Origin of the sequence: Microcystis sp. CS-574, assembly GCF_028329095.1 — a bacterium.
GTDB classification, from domain to species: domain Bacteria; phylum Cyanobacteriota; class Cyanobacteriia; order Cyanobacteriales; family Microcystaceae; genus Microcystis; species Microcystis ichthyoblabe_A.
Genome location: NZ_JAQMSY010000087.1, coordinates 1 through 16,916, shown reverse-complemented (window position 1 = coordinate 16,916; position 16,916 = coordinate 1). Strand labels below are relative to the sequence as shown.

The following is a 16,916-nucleotide window of genomic DNA, read 5'->3' as shown; positions in this document are numbered from 1 at the left end:
CTGAAGCTTTTGCCTCTTGCATGAGTGCCTCTCCTGATAACTAGCCTATACTCAAAGGGGCTCTCCCAGGTTTGGTGGGTAAAATGTATTCTAAGATACAGTCTTGCGGGCGAGGGAGTGGAAGGAACCACTCCAGACACAGAGGACACAAAGATCGATCGCTACTATATAAGTTAAACTTATCACACAAAGTCGAGAAGAGCCAAGGATTTAGTCTAATAATAAGATGGAGCCGAATTCGCCGGTCTAAATATTCCTTTATCAGTTAAAAAAGCGAATAGCAACAGTCACCTATTTTAGGGTTTACTAACCGCCGATTCTAACATAGTGATTGTTCCCCGATTAGCATCAAATTCTACTGCAATACCGATGGGGATAGTTTCAATAATTTCTAAATGTCCGATAGTTAATCCTAGACAAGCGGGAATTTTTAAGGGTTGGATATATTCTCTGATTACTTCTTCTAAAGTTAAGGAACCATACTCACTATTGGCACTACAATTGCTACATTGACCGAAGATAAATCCAGCTAAATTATCGAAAATTCCCGCTAATTTTAATTGATTGAATAGTCGATCAACTTCATAAACATCTTCACCAATATCTTCTAAAAATAGGATAGCACCAGTAAAATCTGGTAGATAGGGAGAGCCAACTATTGAGGCTAAAGTGGTTAAATTACCACCGATTAATTGACCTTTTGCTTGACCTTTAGTAATAGTTTGAATGCGGTTTTTTACCTGCATTAAACGATTAGCATCATCGGGATCGGGAAGATTTCTAAAAGTTAACTTTTCCCCAGAAAATAAAACCTGTCGAAAGCTTTCAGTTTGAGCGGTGCGCCAACTAGAAAAGCCATTGGGAGCATGGAAAGTAACTAAACCAGTTTTGGCATAAATAGCCAATAATAAGGAAGTTATATCACTAAAACCACAGATGATTTTCGGATGACGACGAATTAAATCGTAGTCGAGATAAGGTAATAAACGAGCGCTGCCCCAACCGCCGCGAATTGGTAAAATTAGGGCAATATTATCATCAGCAAAAAATTGATTTATATCCGACGCTCGCTCCCTATCTTTACCAGCTAAATAACCATAACGATTTAAAGCGTGTTGACCAACTTTTGGGACTAATTTTAGGGCTTTAACTGCCTCGATAACTATGTTCAAATCATCTTCTTTGAAAGTTGCCCCCGCCGGACTAATAATACCCACTCCGTCCCCCGGTTGTAGATGTGGCGGTTTAATTAGAGGAAAATTACTGCTAAAAACTTTTCTAGGAATTAGGGAAAAACTAAGAGCAGTTAGGGCAGTAGTAGTGAGAAATTGACGGCGCTTCATCCTGATAGTTGTTAGAGAAATGGCTCTCTTGGATTTGGTGGGTAAAATGTATTCTAAGATACATTGCTCCTAGCAAGGGGGTGAAACGAACCACAAAGACACAAAGGACACAAAGATCGATCTATCCTACTATGTAAGTTAAACTTATCACACAGAACCTAGAAGAGCCGAGAAATTGCCAGGGAAATAAGAATTTAAGTAGGTAGGCGTTAAAAATTATCAGAAGCCCCCCTTATTAAGGGGGGATTAAGGGGGGATCGAGGGAAAAAAAATTTTTTCACAATTACCCCAGCTAAGAGGACAATTAATGTCCAAACCTGATATTTTTGGTTTCCTTCTAATGAGTTTAGTCGATTTTCTATTCCCTCAACTTTTCCCGTTAACACCGCTTGTCCTACCTTTAAATCCCTCACATCTTTTTGTAACGAATCGATTTTTCCCTCAATCCGCATCAAGATAGTTTCTAGGGAATAAGTAACCGTTTCCTGAGATTGATTCATTTGTTCAAGACTTTTTAGTTAATTGTTGCCCTAGAAAAGCCATTATGCTTCCGATTTTGCCATATCGCGAATGATATCGCCGCGAGTGACAATACCAATTACTTTGTGGGTTTCTTCCTCAATCACCGGTAAACGACGCACATGACGATCATACATTAACGAGGCCGCTTCTTTCAAAGGGCGATCAGCCGTGATACTAATAGGTTTATCGGTCATTACTTCCCCCACGGTTTGACCGAGAGCTTTATGGAGTAATTTCTCGTGACGGCTAGGATTTTGTAGATAGATGACGCTATCGAGGAGCATAATGTAAGGAGGAGCTTCTACTCCCGTTTCCTGCCACATAAGGTCAGTTTCGGAGATAACCCCAATCAGTCGTATATTGTCATCCACCACGGGTAAACCACTAAACCGCTTTTCGGCCAAAATCTTCACTGCTTCAGACAGAGAAGTGTTAGCGGTGACAGTGATGGGATTGGGAGTCATGATATCGGCAACTGTTTTCGTCATCTTAGGGACTCGCGATAATAATGCTTTCTCTCTCTATCTTATCATTAGGGTAATCAGTCGCCGCTTAATTATGACTATTCTTCAATCTTCGGCTGAGAAAATGGTATAACATAAAAAGGAAATGGGATATTAATTTAGTTAGTTGACAAGGAAAAAGAAAAATGATCGCTCAACCTCAATACCCAGAAAGAATGACCCCGGAAGAGTATCTAGAATGGGAAGCTACACAGGAATTGCGCCATGAATATATTGATGGGAAAATTATCGCCATGACTGGGGGTAGTCTGCCCCATAATGATATTACCTTGAATTTTTACACTGCTTTAAGACTTCATCTCCGTCCGCGAGGCTGTCGAGTCAATGTATCTGATGCGAAAGTCCAAGCTAATAATAGTCGTTATTTTTATCCCGATTTGGTGATTAGTTGCGATTTTAGGGATAGACAATCTCGTAATTTTATTCAACATCCACAAGTGATTATTGAAGTGCTTTCCCCTAGCACAGGAAACTATGATCGCACTAAAAAGTTACAATATTATCGTCAGATTCCTAGTTTACAAGAATACGTTTTAGTCGATCCTGAATCGATCAGTGTTGAGGTTTATCGTCGCGGTGAAGATAAAATTTGGTTTTACTGCGCTTATAGTCAAGGGGAAGAAATTATTCTATCTAGTCTCGATTTTCACTGTGCGATCGAGTTAATCTATGAAGGGATAAGTTTCGATTAAAGAAAGTTTACAAACAGGTCAAACCTTCCTAGAATTAAAATAAATACGTCCCGATTGTTTCGATAAATTCTATGTTACCGCCCCTATTAGTTCTTGATCCCTTGTTAGAAAACTGGTTACGAGAAGATCTCGGTAGAGGCGATCGCACCACCCAAGCAATTTTCTTCGGTCATGCTAAAATCGGTCAAGCCACTTGGATTGCCAAGGAAGCGGGAGTTATTGCCGGTTTACCCGTAGCTGAAAGAGTTTTTCAACTGCTTAACCCCACTATTCACTTTACCCCCACCGTTGCCGAGGGGGAATTCTGCCCCAAATCTAAAGTTATTGCCGAGATAGAGGGTTCCTTCGATGCGCTGTTAATCGGGGAAAGAGTCGCTTTAAATCTTGCCATGCGCTTGAGTGGGATTGCTAGTGAAACTCGCAAATATGTGGAGAAAATTGCCGATTTATCGACAAGATTGGTGGATACTCGCAAAACTACCCCCGGATTGCGAATTTTAGAAAAATATGCCTCCGGTATCGGTGGCGCTATTAACCATCGTTTGGGGTTAGATGATGCAATTATGATTAAAGATAATCATATTCAAGCAGCCGGCAGCATTGAGGAAGCAGTGCTTCGTGTACGGCAAAATATGCCCTATCCTCTCACAATTGAGGTGGAAACCAGTCAATTAGAAGAAGTGAATCAAGCCCTACAGCAGCAGGTAGAGATCATTATGTTAGATAATATGGATTTAGAGATGATGCAAACTGCTGTGGAGATGATCCGCAATTTTAATAGTAAAACCAAAATAGAAGCATCGGGAAATATTACCCTCGATCGCATTCGCAACGTGGCCGAAACAGGAGTAGATTATATTTCCACTAGCGCCCCAGTTACCCGTTCTACTTGGTTAGATATTAGTATGAAAATTGATTAAAAGGCTATATCAGTTATCAGTTATCAGTTGTCAGTTATCAGTTTTGATCACTGACTTCTATCTATTCTAACCTCGATCGCATCGCCAATATTTAAGTGTAATTGCTTTTGGGCGCTGCCACTATTGACGGCAATTTCTAACCCCCCGTGACTACCGATAAAAGCGACTATTTCCCCCGAAGGAACATCACTGTAGGTGTTTTTTGTGGGGATAATTTTTGGACCCAACTGCACTGACCAATTTTTTCCTTCTAGGAGATAATCGGGAATATTACTGATTAAATTGCCGAAAATGTCAATATATTGGATTTGTCCCCTCATTTTATCTTCCTCGATTTGCGGAACAGCGATCGCTAACTGTTGCAAGCTATCGGGATCAATAATCTCACCTAATATTTCTAGGGGTACTCCCTGGGCCAAATAAGCGGCCACAGCAGCAAAAATATCACGACCGTGAAAAGTAGTGCTAGGGTTAGGGGTGCGCCAATAGGAAGAATTATTGAGATTAACGGCAGATATAGCGGGAGATTGGCTTAAAATGCCACTAAATAAACCATTATCTGGCCCGACTAAATAACCACCAGCAAAACGAATCCCTACCCCGCGTCTTTTGCTTCCCACCCCCGGATCTATAACTGCCAGATGAATAGTGCCTTGGGGAAAATATTGATAGGCATTCAGGAGGATAAAACGACCAGCGTAAAGGTCTTGGGGCGAAATTTGATGATTCAGATCGATCGTGCGAGCATGGGGGGCAATTCCTGCGATTACTCCCTTGATAATGCCCACATAACCGTCCTGTAGTCCAAAATCGCTAGTAAGGGTTATTAGTGCCTGTTCCTTCATTGACTTGTCCCTAGGTTGGCCAACAGCGTTAATAAATCTTAATGGGAAATTCAGTAGCTAAAGATACAGTTCTCCAAGGAGAATGTTATGATTTAGATATAAGGTAAGTTAAGTCGCTCAAAAGTCTGTCCATCATGAACAAAAATCGTCAGCAAGTCCTAACACAGGCCACCGTCGCTCATAGAGAAACACTCCGCAGAAATTTGCAACACCGACTGGAAGTAGCTAGAGCGCAGGGAAATGAAGCTTTAGTGCGTCAATTAGAAGCAGAGGCGGCCTATTTGCACCTTCGTTAGATTTAATCGGTGTTTAGTCATAGTCTAGTTGTCGGTTTGTAGTGATCGGTATGCCGATCACTTTTTTTGGGCGAATTTTTTTTAATTGCTGATATCCTAACTGGCAATCCCTAAAATAGAAGAAACAGCAGTTTAGAGATCAAATAATTATGGCTTTTTTCCGACAATATATCGCCCCGCTCCTGACTATCTTAGTGTTTTTAGTGGCTCTGGTTGCCACTGGCATCCGGATTTTTTTGCCGGCAGATTTAGCGGCACCCGCTCCGATCGAGCCATCCCTGGGCATAATTTTCTCTTATCCTTGGCATGGCTAACCTTCCCGAAGATTATCGGCTGCGACTGGGCAAAATGGGCGATCGCTATCTACTCATTAATTTTCTCACCCGCAGCTATCAAGAATTTTTTCCCGAACAAAAAAACCTCTCCCATCTAGCTGATACAGTCAGACAGTTTTTTTGCCTTGATACTCCTCTGTGGATCGTCGAAGGACAACAAACGGCGATCGCTTGTCTCTGGATGGGGAGCGCCGTCGATCAGGTGACAGGCGATCGCTATGGTCATATTTTCCTAATTTACGTCGATCCCCAGCATCGTCGCCAAGGTATCGCCAGCGCACTAATCGATCGAGCTAAGGATTGGGCAAAAAGTCGCGGACAAACCCGCATCGGTTTACAGGTCTTCATCAATAACGACAATGCTCTCAATCTCTACCAAAATCTCGGCTTTCAAACTCGCTCTTTGCTGATGTGGAAAAATATTTAGAAACTTTTAGGAGCTGGTCGTCAGGAGACAGGATTCAGGAGACAGGAGACAGGAGATTATTTTATTTATTCTCCCCACACCCCACACCCTGGCCCTAGGAAAAACTTTTTGCCGCAAACCCTAATTATTGTCGATCAAGCGACAAAGGTTAAAATTTGGGAAACACTGCAATACACTGGCAGTCAACGTGGTAAAAACACGCTATTTTAGTAACCTATACTAATCGCGCTTTAGGAGTAAGCAGTTTTCATGGACTCCCTGACAACCCTCCAATGTCAAAACCTAACTTGTCTATCCTCGAACGCTCTCACTAATAGATTCTGTGAAAAATGCGGTACTCCTTTAGTTAAGCGCTATTTATGGATGATGGGTGATTGGGTGAGAACCTATTATCGTGTTGGTGAGCTAATTGATAATCGTTATTTGGTCAAACAACCACAAATTGTTCTTGATACTAAACCCGCGCAAGCACCCCAAGCACCGGAAGAACCTCCTAGCTGGCTCTCCCTCTACCTAAAATTGTTACCATTCCATCTCCATATTCCCCAAGTCTATGGCTATATTCCCAGTCCCGACGAACGCTTAGAAATGGACATCTGGCTGTTAGAATACGGCACTATTCCCCTCGATGAAACCGGAGAATTAATTTATCCACAACTATTGCCCACTCTGGCCGAGGTTTGGTCGCAAGCTTCCGATTTAAGGCAAATTCACTGGTTATGGCAAATGGCTAAACTCTGGCATCCCCTCCAGAAAAAAGCTGTGGTTTCTAGTCTGCTTAACCCTTTTCTGACGAGAGTGAATAATCAGCTGCTGCAATTGCTAGAATTAAGCAAAGACGAGGCTACCGCTCCCAATTTCAAAGATTTAGGGGCCTTCTGGTCCAGTCTGATCCCGACGGCAGCCGCTAATATTCAAGATTTTCTCGCATCCCTAACCCAAGAACTAGAATCCGGTGATCTCGATCGCCCAGAATCCCTGATCGCTATTCTCGATTATGCCCTACAGCACTACGGTGCAGGTCAAGAGCGCAGCTATGAGATTTTCACCTGCACCGATACCGGTCCGATGCGGGAACACAACGAGGATGGCTGTTATCCCCCAGCTAATCAGGCCATAACCCTGTCTAATGGTCAAAATCCCCTGGCGATTGTCTGTGATGGCATCGGCGGTCAGGAAGGGGGCGAAATCGCTTCTCAATTGGCGATCGAAACCCTGCCTAGGGAAATTAATCCCAGTCCCACCACTGATATGGAAGTCTATCCCGATAGTTACAGTCTTGTCCTCGAACAGGCGATTCGTGTCACCAATGATCTGATCAGTCAACGCAACGATCAGGAGTCAAGACAAGACCGCCGGCGCATGGGTACGACTCTAGTTATGGCCTTTGGCCATGCTCAGGAAATGTACGTTGCCCATGTGGGGGATTCCCGTATCTATTGGATTACCCCCCAGGGTTGTCATCAAGTGACGGTAGATGATGATCTCGCTTCTCGGGAAGTGAAATTAGGCTATCTCCTCTATCGTGATGCCATACAGTATCCCAACGCCGGGGCTTTGGTGCAAGCTTTGGGCATGAGTAGCGCCACTAATCTCCATCCCACTGTTCAGAGGTTGATTGTTGATCAAGATTGTGTTTTTCTCCTCTGTTCCGATGGTTTAAGTGATTATGATCGGGTAGAACAATACTGGGACAGTGAAATTCTGCCTCTTTTGCGAGGAGAGAAAACCGTGACGGCCGTGGGGGAAAGTTTATTACAACTAGCTAACCAGAAAAACGGTCACGATAACTCCACCATCGCCCTAGTTTATTGTCGGGTAGTTCCTGCGGCTGAAACTGTCAGGCCTTTAGTTTATGCTGAGGCCAAAGAACGAATTATTCCCCATCTTAATGACCAAGATTTTGATCACAACGGGGACACCGACCCCGGAGAAGAAGTGGTAACGGCAATACCCACTCCCTCCCCTGCATCTTCTTCGGTTTCTAGTCGTACTTTTCCCCCCGCGCTCACTAGCGTTTCACCCCCGATGGCAGCGATCGCTATCGGTGTTCTCGGTTTGCTGGCTGCGATCGCTTGGCAATTCTTGGGTCGTCATCCCGCTCCCAATCCATCGATTTCTCCCCCACCCGTCACCAGTCCCACGACCGGGACGACACCTTCCGCACCCGTCACCGATACCAATCCAGGGACGACACCTTCCGCACCCGTCACCAGTCCGAGTCCCACGACCGGGACGACACCTCCCGCACCCGTCACCAGTCCGAGTCCCCCCAATGCTTCCCCTAACTAGGGTTTGCGGCAAAAAGTTGTTCGTGGGAACAGGGTGTGGGGTTTTACCTGAAGATTAATCGGCTTGTCGGGGGTTGCCTGAGCGAGTTAAGATAAAATGCCTGATTAACTGCCGAGTCTATCCTATGGTTGATGCTGCGACGTTCTCCTCCGACACCTCCGCGATCATTGATGCCTTTGAAACGCCTCTAGAGTTTAACTTTCAACTGCCGGATCCCGAAGATGAAACTATCCAAGATCATGACTTTCAGCAGCAACTGGATTCTTTTTGGAAAGTTTGCGATCGCTTTGATTTGCAAACAGAAATCTGGCGGGGGCGAATTTTGCGAGCTATTCGCGACCGGGAGAAGCAAGGCGGTGATAGTCGCGGTACAGGCTTTTTAAACTGGTTAAAACAGCGAGAAATCACTAAAAGTCAAGCTTATGCTCTGATTCAATTGGCTAATAGTGCCGATACTCTCCTCGCAGAAGGACAACTGGATCCCGATAGTATCAATAATTTTAGTAAACGGGCCTTCGTAGAAACGGCCAAATCCGCCCCCGAAATTCAAAAATTAGTCAGTGATGCAGCCCGACAAGGGGAGAGAATTACTCGTCGGGAGGTGAAACAATTGGCCGATGAATGGACGGCGATGAGTTCAGACTTACTACCCGATGAAGTGAAGGAAAAAGCCAGCGATGGCAGTTTACCGGCGCGTCATCTCGCTCCCCTAGTGAAAGAATTAGAAAAGTTACCCGATACTCATATCGACACTCTCCGTCAAGAAATCGCCGCTAATCCCGATGTGGACACGGTAAAATTAATCACCTCGGAAGCACGCAGTTTAGCTAAATATCTCGACGCGGCGGCCCAAGTACAAACTCTCCGACGGGGTAATTTAGATATTGAAATGGCTCTAGAAGAAGCTTTGCGCGTCGATTGTCTAAATACGGCGGCGGATCTGGTTAAACAAGCCACACAATTAGAGCAGGCTGTGGCTAAACTTTATACTACTTGGAAACGTTTGGGTAGTTTGTCCGATCGCCTCTATGTGGATACAGGAGCAAGTAATCCCCATCTGCGATCGATGTTAACCTGTTTAGAAAGTTTAACCAGTGAAGTGATCGAAGTAGAACTGGATGAGGGTGGGCAAAAAACGGTACGTTTACGCATTATCAGCGATGGGGGAAGTTAGATGCTTTGTTGAGTATTGGGGTTTTAGGGTTTTAGCTGAAATTCCCCATTTCCCCATTTCCCCATTTCCCCAACGGCTTGCTGCTATAATCTCTGAATATCCTCAAATTTTATGAAAACTTATTAACAGATACTTGACTTTATGCTAAAAATCAAGGAAAAAAAACCAATAATTAGCATCGGTTCCATAACTGCGGCGATCTTGCTCAGTTTAACCCTAATTCCTGCCGCTATGGCCAAGGATGTACTTCTGAGAGTGGGCATTGTCCAACGTTTTGGCGATGAAGCCAAGGAAAAATTAACCCTGAGCAGTACCAGTGGTGATAATCTCACCCTGCGCGTGGTAGGAGAAGATGGCCAATCCCAAACCCTGCAAACCAATCGCCTACAATTAGAAGTTATTCCCCGTCCCCTTGCTTCTCCCATCCTCCAAGAAAAAGTCATTTTAAGCGACCACGCCACCTTTGAAACCGCCGAAAATAGCGCCAAAAATTGGGCAAAAATGGGCATTAAAGTGGAAATCACCCAACCCGGACGCTGGCAGGTTTGGGCAAAGCGAGAAGTTTATGAAAATCCCCTAGTGCGACATTGGTTGCTGACCAGTTTGCAAGCCAAAGGCTACAATCAACCCTATATTAATAGTGTTTTACTCAAAGAAAAGCCGCAAGTTTCTTTCCAAATCAACGGGGTGCGCTATTTTCCCAAAGAATTGGAAATCGAGAGCCAAAAAAACCTGATTCAAGTCAGCCATAGCCCCGATCAGGTACGTTTGTACGGTGGGACTATGCGCCTACAGCCCAACGCCTACGGCACTTTTACCCTAGTTAATAACGTTCCCCTTGAAACCTACCTGCGTGGGGTTGTCCCCCACGAAATCGGTCATGATGCCCCAGAAAGTGCCACCCAAGCGCAAACTATTATCGCCCGTACCTACGCCCTCCGCAATCTCCGCCGTTTTCAAGCCGATAATTACGAACTCTGTGCCGATACCCATTGTCAAGTTTATTATGGATTGACGGGAACTAATCCCCGGGCTGATCAAGCGATCGCAGCTACCCAAGGCCTGGTTTTAACCTACCAAAATGAGTTAGTGGATGCCCTTTATTCCTCCACCACCGGCGGGGTAACTGCCCTCTTTAGTGATGTGTGGGATGGGGAAGAAAGACCTTATCTCCGGGCAGTGGTGGACTCCCCTAATCGAGTCTGGGATCTGTCGAAACAATCCCTCGCTAATGAGACAACTTTTCGCCAGTTTATTAATCTTAAAGATGGTTTTAATGAGACAGGCCGACGGGTTTTTCGCTGGCAAAAACAAGCTTCTTTAGCTGATTTGAGTCAAGACCTAGAAACCTATCTAACACGGCGAAAACATCCCCTGGCCGACTTCCAGAAAATCCAATGGATGGAAGTGACTAAACGCTCTCCTTCCGGTCGGATTCTGACTATGACTATTCAAACCGATAAGGGGATTTTGGAACTGCATAAAAATGAGGTGCGTAGTGCCTTAGGACCGCCTCGCAGTACCCTATTCTACATCGATCCTATCTACGATACCAATCGACAGATCCAGGGTTATAACTTTATTGGTGGCGGTTTCGGCCACGGGGTAGGATTAAGTCAATTTGGTTCCTATAATTTAGCCCGTTTGGGTTGGTCTCCTGAACAAATTCTCGCTTTCTATTATCCCGGTACCACCATCCAACCTCTCAATAATTCGATTATCTTTTGGCGAGGAAATTAATCAGTTATCAGTTATCAGTTATCAGTTTCTGAAGGCAAGAGGCAAAAGGCAAGAGAAAGGCTCTGACAATTCTCCTACCTAAAAAGATGATTAGAAACTAAGTAGAGCAAATATTTGACTAAAATTTACATCGGTAAACGCTGAATATCTCGGTTAGAACCAATTACCACCATGGCTAAATCCTTGTGTAATCTTTCTTGGGGATTGGGGTTAATCTTGAATTTTTCCGCATTACCGACAGCGACAATATTTAAACCATAACGATTACGAATTTCTAACTCTGCTAGGGTTTTACCGTGAAAAGCCTCCGGGACTTTTAACTCGACAATACTATGTTCGGGATCGAGATCAAATCGTTCTAAAATTGATGGTCTAGTTAAACGGTGCGCTAACTCACAACCGGCATCGTATTCGGGAAACACTACTAAATCTGCGCCAACTTTTTTGAGTAATTTTCCATGGATTTCTGTGGAGGCTTTAGCGGCGACAAAATTAACCCCTGCTTCCTTACAATTGAGAGTAGTAATGATACTTTCTTCCACGTATTTACCAATAGCGACAATCACCGTATCGGTTTCAAAAATTCCCGCTTCTCGCAGAGCGTTAGGTTTGGTAGAATCAAGTTCGATCGCATTATCTACTATTCGATCAGATAACGCTTGTGCTACTAATCCTTCGTCAATATCTGTCCCTACCACTTGATAACCTTGTTTGCGTAGGGTTTCACAAACGGCTCGCCCAAATCTGCCTAATCCGATGACGGCAAATTGGCGATTTTGGGGACGCATACTACTAAAAAATTTAATTGATTGCATAAGAAGTTAAACTGTTACGCATTTAAAATGCTAGTGTCAATGAGTGAGGAGACAAGAGAAACTGATAACTGATAACTGATATTAATTATCCCACTAAAAGGTTTTCTTCGGGGTAATTAATAACTGTTGGTTTCGGATCGCCGATAATGGCCGCTATTAAAAGTATAACTCCTACCCGTCCAAGATACATCATAAAAACGATAATTAACTTAGAAATCGGTGATAAAGCGGCGGTTATTCCCATAGATAAGCCGACAGTTCCAAAGGCAGAAACTACCTCGAAAAATAGTTGAATCATTTTAAAATCTGTCTCCACAAATGAGATAGCTAGGGTGGAGATAATAATCGCTATAACTGAACCAAAAACCACCGCCATTGACTTTAAAATTAACGGCATAGGAATGCGTCTTTGATAAAGAGTCACTTCTTCACGTCCCCGTAAAACCGAGCGGGTACAGTTATATAAAATCCTAAAAGTTGTGGTTTTAATACCTCCCCCTGTACCGCTAGGACTGGCTCCTATAAACATCAAAGCCATGGTAATTAATAAACCTTCTACGGAAATTTTACCAATATCAATGGTATTAAATCCTGCTGTTCTCGATGTTACCGATTGGAACCAAGCACCCAGCAATTTATCTTTCAGTGATAAATTAGCCAAAGTGTCACCATTTCCCTGTTCAGTAAATAGGAAAGCCAATGTTCCTATCACTAATAAAAATATAGTTGTGCTGATAGCAACTTTATAGTTAAGAGAAAAAACAAAGCCTTTTCGTTTATATTGAAAGCGGTAAATAAACCAAGTGTAAAACTCGATAATTACCTGATAACCGATACCTCCAAAAATGATCAGTCCTGTGATAGATAAGTTAATAATAATTGAAGAATGATAGGACATCAAGTTATCTTTAAACAAGCCAAAACCCGCATTATTCCAAGCACTAATACTATGAAATAAAGATAACCACACTGCATATCTAAAATCATACTTTTGGGCGAAGACAGTTAACATAACAAAAGTTGCTGTTAACTCAAAAACTAAAGTAGTAGCAATCACTGATTTCATTAAACTTTGACTACCTTGTAGGAAAGGTCGATCAAAAGATTCTTGAATTGCTAACTTCTGTCTCAGGTCAAATTTTCGCCCAATTAATAACATTAAAAAAGTGGTAGTGGTCATATATCCCAGTCCACCCACTTGAATTAATAAAGCGATAAATAATTGACCCCAAAAAGAAAAATAAGTACCCGTATCTACCACTGCTAAACCCGTGACACAGACAGCAGAAGTGGAGGTAAAGAGGGCAACAATTGGATCATTCCAAGTGCCGCTAGTGGTAGAAACAGGCAACATTAACAGGGAAGTTCCCGCTAAAATTACCGCCATAAATCCCAAGCAAATTGTCCGGGCAATCGTCATATAAATTCCTTAGTGAAAGTAGCTAAGAGAAGAATGTTTTTGGGCTAACACTTCTTGATAAACTAACTGTAAGCGATCGATATTTTTGCTAAGAGTGTAAGAGTCTAAAACTCTTTGACGGGCTTTTTGACCTAAAATTGTGGTTAATTCGGGATGATCTCGTAATACAGGCAAGAGAGTTTTTAATTGGGTAATTAGTCCTCTAGTATCTAGAACTATTCCCGCACCTTTTAACACTTCCCCATCGGCACCCACATCCGTAGCCAGACAAGCAACACCGCAGGCCATCGCTTCCAAAAGGGAAATCGATAAACCTTCCACTAAAGAGGGTAAAATAAAGCCGTCAACCCCGCGCAGAATTTCAATTCGTTTATTTTCATCGCCGATAAAACCTAACCAGATAATACCATCTTCTTCCCCATAAAAAGGTTTAAGGGAAGGAGTCAACGGACCATCGCCAACAATGAGCAGTTTGCATCTACCCCCTAAATTGGTTTTTTTCCAAGCTTTCAATAAAGATTCTACATTTTTCTCCGGCATGATCCGACCGAGATAAATAAATAAACAATCGGCATTATATTGCGCTTTAATATTCGATGGTCCTGGACAATACTTATTAATATCAACCCCATTGGGAATAATTGCTAATTTTTCTTCGGGAACTCCCAATTTAACTAAAAAATCCCGTTGAGAGGTGGAAAAAATAATTACCTTATCGTAATTAGCTAAAAAAGGGGCGTGTAGTTGGTAGGTTAATAATTGGGTACTAGAGATGAGATTGCGAATTTTACTATCAAAAGCCGGGTGAAAAGTCGCCACCAGAGGCAAATCTAAAGACTCACAAATTTCCGGTAGCAGAAAATCGAGGGGAGACAGGGGTAAGGACGCATGAACTAGATCGGGTTTCAGTTCCCTGAGTTTATCCTGTAGAACCCGACTCGATTTCAGGGTGGGAATAGTATAGACTTGGGAACTATAGAGACGTGGCAGGGTGATTTCGTCGTAAAAGTCGGGCCAATCGCTTACGGTGGGTTTTTCGGAAGAAAAATGCAGAAAACTGACTTGATAATCTCGATCGAGCAGGGAATTAGTCACTTCTCGCCCATAGGTAACGTTACCGCAAAAAGGAGATTTTTTTCCTAACCAGGCAATGTGCATTGAGATTCTCTTAAGAAAAAGTTAATTTAGCCAAATATCAGCTTACTAAATTAACCGTAAAATTAAAAGCGAATAGAGTACCTAAGCAAAATTAATTACCCATCTAAGTCCTCAGCTAAAAATTGCCTTTTGCAAGAGTGCCTATTTGATAGTTAAAATTCTCGGCTTTTTACTGATTCACCGAGGACTTGCGACGACGACAGCGTTCTGAACAGTATTTGACCTCATGCCAACAGTTTTGCCACTTTTTGCGCCAAGTAAAGGATAAACCGCAAACGGGACAAATTTTACTGGGAAGATCGGACTTCGAGAGCTGACGTGCCATGATTAAAATTAAAAAGTCAAAAACTGCGCCTTATCTATGAGTGTAGATGAAAATAATCCGAGTTCCCCACTCGATCGCCTGAGAATTATTTTAGTTGAACCTGCAGGAGCCTTAAATGTGGGTTCCACTGCCAGAATTATGCGGAATATGGGCTTAAGTCGCTTAATTATCGTCAATCCCGCCTGTGATATCCTTGCAGAAGAAGCGCGACGCATGGCAGTACACGGAATTGAAGTCCTAGAAAACTGTTCACAGGTAGCCACCCTTCTGGAAGCTTTGCAGGGTTGTCATCGCATCATTGCCACCACCTCGAAACCCCGTCACCTGAATACTCCCCTCGAAACACCCCGGACCGCCTTACCCTGGTTACTCACCCCTAACCTAGAATCGGCCCTAATTTTCGGGCCAGAAGACCGGGGTTTAAGTAACAGCGAACTGAACCACGCCCAGCGTTTTGTCGGTATTCCCGCTAATCCTCAATATTCCTCCCTTAATCTGGCCCAAGCGGTGGCGGTTTGCTCCTACGAACTGTACCAAATGGCGACGGAAAATAGGCTCGAACCCCCGTTAGAAATGCTCCCTAATGCCACTTTTGAGGCTCTAGAAGGCTATTATCAGCACTTAGAGAGCTTTTTGCTCAAAATTGGCTATCTTTACCCCCACACCGCCGCCGCTAGGATGGAGAAATTCCGGCAATTTTATCATCGGGCCCGGCCCACGGTGGAGGAATTAGCCCTGCTGCGGGGTATTATCGGTCATATTGAAAGTATCGGGCAACTTTTTCTCGGTCTTGATAGTCTCAAGGGCAAGAAAAAAAATTCTCCTAGCGACCGATAATAAATCTGGATACCCTTGAGGAAAACCGTGACTCGTCAAGTAACTCGTCGTCCTAGTAAAGTTCAATCTGGCCCGGAGTCCCCTAGGCCCATGGACTTAAACAATAACAAAAAGCCTGTACCGGTTAAAAGGACAAAAAAACAGCGTAAACCCAACCTAATCGCTTCTTTTCTCCTTCAGGTTCTTCGCTTCTCTATCCTTGGTGTCGGTTTAGGTGCGATCGCTGGTACGGTTTTAACGGTGGTGGATCCGAGCAAATTACCCCTACACCCAAAACCCACCGCTACTAATTCCCCGACTCTCAAACTCGTCACCCCAAAACCGACCACCTTAGTCTTAAACGAAAATCTCAGCAGCCTTAACCAGAAATTACAGGCTTTAGCGGTCAAATATCCGAAATTACAGACGGGAGCATTATTTATTGACCTTGATAACGGTGCTTACGCTAATTTTCGCGGAGATACTATTTTTGCTGCCGCTAGTACGATTAAAATCCCGATTCTGGTGGCCTTTTTTGAGGATGTGGACGCGGGGAAAATTCGTCTCGATGAAACCCTTGTGGCCACTAAGGATGTCCTGGCCAGTGGGTCTGGGGATATGCAGTATCTAGGATTGAATAAAACCTATACTGCCCTAGAAACCGCCACTAAAATGAACGTAATTAGCGATAATACCGCTACTAATATGTTAATTAAGCGCATGGGCGGCAAAAAGGCTCTTAATCAGCGTTTTCAAGCTTGGGGTTTGACCAGTACGGTAATTAATAACCCTTTACCAGACTTGGAAGGAACTAATACCACAAGTCCGAGAGATTTGGTGACAATCTTAGGAAAAGTTAATCAAGGGGAATTACTTAGTTTACGTTCCCGAGATCGTCTATTGAATATTATGCAGGAAACGCGCACTCGCACCCTGCTGCCCCAAGGTATCGAGAAATCCGCCGATATTGCCCATAAAACCGGTGATATTGGCTCAATGTTAGCGGATGCGGGGATTATTGATATGCCCAACGGGAAACGCTATCTAGGAGCAGTGATGGTCAAACGTCCCCACAATGATAGTAACGCTAGGACTCTGATTCAACAAATATCGCGCACGGCCTACCAACACTTTAAATGGTATCAAACTCAACCCGCAGCCAAACCGCAACCAGTCGCCCAGTCTTCTCCCTCTCCTAGTCCAGTCGTTATTCCTAGTCCGGGTAATTAGGGTTTGCGGCAAAAAGTTTTTCGTGGGGGTAGGGTGTGGGGT

18 protein-coding genes are annotated in these 16,916 nt (G+C 43.6%); 10 read left to right on the top strand and 8 right to left on the bottom strand.

Going from position 1 to position 16,916, the window contains the following annotated elements:
• Positions 1-296 precede the first annotated feature (296 nt).
• The 3 genes from PN470_RS06495 to PN470_RS06485 all read right to left on the bottom strand — a co-directional run bounded on the left by PN470_RS06495 (position 297) and on the right by PN470_RS06485 (position 2,353).
• Positions 297-1,343, bottom strand: a complete 1,047-nt coding sequence (locus PN470_RS06495) for a S66 peptidase family protein (protein ID WP_272104111.1) — start codon at positions 1,341-1,343, stop codon at positions 297-299.
• Positions 1,344-1,552: 209 nt separating this feature from the next.
• A complete protein-coding gene (locus PN470_RS06490; protein ID WP_272104109.1) occupies positions 1,553-1,843 on the bottom strand; it encodes a hemolysin XhlA family protein in 291 nt (96 codons plus the stop codon).
• Between the two features lie 42 nt (positions 1,844-1,885).
• Positions 1,886-2,353 carry a CBS domain-containing protein gene (locus PN470_RS06485; protein ID WP_002750505.1) on the bottom strand — a complete coding sequence of 156 codons (468 nt, stop codon included), beginning with the start codon at positions 2,351-2,353 and terminating at the stop codon, positions 1,886-1,888.
• A 161-nt stretch (positions 2,354-2,514) separates the two neighbouring features.
• Between PN470_RS06485 and PN470_RS06480 the strand changes: the two genes are divergently transcribed.
• Together PN470_RS06480 and nadC are read left to right on the top strand one after the other, a co-directional pair.
• Complete coding sequence (locus tag PN470_RS06480; RefSeq protein ID WP_272104107.1) at positions 2,515-3,081, top strand: Uma2 family endonuclease; 567 nt, start codon at positions 2,515-2,517, stop codon at positions 3,079-3,081.
• Positions 3,082-3,152: 71 nt separating this feature from the next.
• Positions 3,153-4,001 (top strand): carboxylating nicotinate-nucleotide diphosphorylase, encoded by an 849-nt coding sequence (nadC, locus tag PN470_RS06475; RefSeq protein WP_002731530.1) that lies wholly within the window; start codon positions 3,153-3,155, stop codon positions 3,999-4,001.
• A gap of 47 nt (positions 4,002-4,048) precedes the next feature.
• Here nadC and PN470_RS06470 read toward each other — a convergent pair whose 3' ends face one another.
• Positions 4,049-4,846, bottom strand: a complete 798-nt coding sequence (locus tag PN470_RS06470) for an SAM hydrolase/SAM-dependent halogenase family protein (RefSeq protein WP_002750510.1) — start codon at positions 4,844-4,846, stop codon at positions 4,049-4,051.
• Between the two features lie 134 nt (positions 4,847-4,980).
• On the opposite strand from PN470_RS06470, the gene pirA reads away from it, so the two are divergent.
• The 6 genes from pirA (at position 4,981) to PN470_RS06440 (ending at position 11,110) form a co-directional block, all read left to right on the top strand.
• Positions 4,981-5,142, top strand: a complete 162-nt coding sequence (gene pirA / locus PN470_RS06465; RefSeq protein ID WP_002733724.1) for an arginine synthesis PII-interacting regulator PirA — start codon at positions 4,981-4,983, stop codon at positions 5,140-5,142.
• A 149-nt stretch (positions 5,143-5,291) separates the two neighbouring features.
• The gene (locus tag PN470_RS06460; protein ID WP_002732944.1) at positions 5,292-5,456 is read left to right on the top strand and encodes a hypothetical protein; all 165 of its coding nucleotides are present in this window, start codon (positions 5,292-5,294) and stop codon (positions 5,454-5,456) included.
• Positions 5,449-5,904 (top strand): GNAT family N-acetyltransferase, encoded by a 456-nt coding sequence (locus PN470_RS06455; RefSeq protein ID WP_002732819.1) that lies wholly within the window; start codon positions 5,449-5,451, stop codon positions 5,902-5,904. Before PN470_RS06460 ends, PN470_RS06455 begins: the two co-directional genes overlap by 8 nt.
• A gap of 249 nt (positions 5,905-6,153) precedes the next feature.
• On the top strand, positions 6,154-8,196 hold the full coding sequence (locus PN470_RS06450; RefSeq protein WP_272104105.1) for a PP2C family protein-serine/threonine phosphatase: 2,043 nt from the start codon (positions 6,154-6,156) through the stop codon (positions 8,194-8,196).
• Between the two features lie 124 nt (positions 8,197-8,320).
• Positions 8,321-9,370, top strand: coding sequence for a hypothetical protein (locus tag PN470_RS06445; RefSeq protein WP_002734161.1), 1,050 nt, complete (start codon positions 8,321-8,323; stop codon positions 9,368-9,370).
• A gap of 141 nt (positions 9,371-9,511) precedes the next feature.
• Complete coding sequence (locus PN470_RS06440) at positions 9,512-11,110, top strand: SpoIID/LytB domain-containing protein (RefSeq protein WP_272104102.1); 1,599 nt, start codon at positions 9,512-9,514, stop codon at positions 11,108-11,110.
• Between the two features lie 125 nt (positions 11,111-11,235).
• On the opposite strand, the gene PN470_RS06435 is transcribed toward PN470_RS06440, so the two are convergent.
• The 4 genes from PN470_RS06435 to PN470_RS06420 form a co-directional block, all read right to left on the bottom strand.
• Positions 11,236-11,925, bottom strand: coding sequence for a potassium channel family protein (locus PN470_RS06435; RefSeq protein ID WP_002732601.1), 690 nt, complete (start codon positions 11,923-11,925; stop codon positions 11,236-11,238).
• An 85-nt stretch (positions 11,926-12,010) separates the two neighbouring features.
• Complete coding sequence (locus PN470_RS06430; protein ID WP_103111267.1) at positions 12,011-13,345, bottom strand: TrkH family potassium uptake protein; 1,335 nt, start codon at positions 13,343-13,345, stop codon at positions 12,011-12,013.
• 9 nt (positions 13,346-13,354) lie between these two features.
• A complete protein-coding gene (locus tag PN470_RS06425) occupies positions 13,355-14,503 on the bottom strand; it encodes a glycosyltransferase family 4 protein (protein ID WP_271935187.1) in 1,149 nt (382 codons plus the stop codon).
• Positions 14,504-14,672: 169 nt separating this feature from the next.
• Positions 14,673-14,828 carry a DUF2256 domain-containing protein gene (locus PN470_RS06420; protein WP_002777610.1) on the bottom strand — a complete coding sequence of 52 codons (156 nt, stop codon included), beginning with the start codon at positions 14,826-14,828 and terminating at the stop codon, positions 14,673-14,675.
• 36 nt (positions 14,829-14,864) lie between these two features.
• On the opposite strand from PN470_RS06420, the gene PN470_RS06415 reads away from it, so the two are divergent.
• Entirely contained in the window at positions 14,865-15,665 is an 801-nt protein-coding gene (locus PN470_RS06415; protein WP_130756792.1) for an RNA methyltransferase, read from the top strand.
• A 27-nt stretch (positions 15,666-15,692) separates the two neighbouring features.
• Positions 15,693-16,874 (top strand): serine hydrolase, encoded by a 1,182-nt coding sequence (locus PN470_RS06410; RefSeq protein WP_103111265.1) that lies wholly within the window; start codon positions 15,693-15,695, stop codon positions 16,872-16,874.
• Positions 16,875-16,916: the final 42 nt, after the last annotated feature.

What these genes read in the sequence shown, in the direction of transcription:
- PN470_RS06495 (WP_272104111.1), bottom strand. Translation starts at nt 1,343, where the DNA reads ATGAAGCGCCGTCAATTTCTCACTACTACTGCCCTAACTGCTCTTAGT.
- PN470_RS06490 (WP_272104109.1), bottom strand. Translation starts at nt 1,843, where the DNA reads ATGAATCAATCTCAGGAAACGGTTACTTATTCCCTAGAAACTATCTTG.
- PN470_RS06485 (WP_002750505.1), bottom strand. Translation starts at nt 2,353, where the DNA reads ATGACGAAAACAGTTGCCGATATCATGACTCCCAATCCCATCACTGTC.
- PN470_RS06480 (WP_272104107.1), top strand. Translation starts at nt 2,515, where the DNA reads ATGATCGCTCAACCTCAATACCCAGAAAGAATGACCCCGGAAGAGTAT.
- nadC (WP_002731530.1), top strand. Translation starts at nt 3,153, where the DNA reads ATGTTACCGCCCCTATTAGTTCTTGATCCCTTGTTAGAAAACTGGTTA.
- PN470_RS06470 (WP_002750510.1), bottom strand. Translation starts at nt 4,846, where the DNA reads ATGAAGGAACAGGCACTAATAACCCTTACTAGCGATTTTGGACTACAG.
- pirA (WP_002733724.1), top strand. Translation starts at nt 4,981, where the DNA reads ATGAACAAAAATCGTCAGCAAGTCCTAACACAGGCCACCGTCGCTCAT.
- PN470_RS06460 (WP_002732944.1), top strand. Translation starts at nt 5,292, where the DNA reads ATGGCTTTTTTCCGACAATATATCGCCCCGCTCCTGACTATCTTAGTG.
- PN470_RS06455 (WP_002732819.1), top strand. Translation starts at nt 5,449, where the DNA reads ATGGCTAACCTTCCCGAAGATTATCGGCTGCGACTGGGCAAAATGGGC.
- PN470_RS06450 (WP_272104105.1), top strand. Translation starts at nt 6,154, where the DNA reads ATGGACTCCCTGACAACCCTCCAATGTCAAAACCTAACTTGTCTATCC.
- PN470_RS06445 (WP_002734161.1), top strand. Translation starts at nt 8,321, where the DNA reads ATGGTTGATGCTGCGACGTTCTCCTCCGACACCTCCGCGATCATTGAT.
- PN470_RS06440 (WP_272104102.1), top strand. Translation starts at nt 9,512, where the DNA reads ATGCTAAAAATCAAGGAAAAAAAACCAATAATTAGCATCGGTTCCATA.
- PN470_RS06435 (WP_002732601.1), bottom strand. Translation starts at nt 11,925, where the DNA reads ATGCAATCAATTAAATTTTTTAGTAGTATGCGTCCCCAAAATCGCCAA.
- PN470_RS06430 (WP_103111267.1), bottom strand. Translation starts at nt 13,345, where the DNA reads ATGACGATTGCCCGGACAATTTGCTTGGGATTTATGGCGGTAATTTTA.
- PN470_RS06425 (WP_271935187.1), bottom strand. Translation starts at nt 14,503, where the DNA reads ATGCACATTGCCTGGTTAGGAAAAAAATCTCCTTTTTGCGGTAACGTT.
- PN470_RS06420 (WP_002777610.1), bottom strand. Translation starts at nt 14,828, where the DNA reads ATGGCACGTCAGCTCTCGAAGTCCGATCTTCCCAGTAAAATTTGTCCC.
- PN470_RS06415 (WP_130756792.1), top strand. Translation starts at nt 14,865, where the DNA reads ATGAGTGTAGATGAAAATAATCCGAGTTCCCCACTCGATCGCCTGAGA.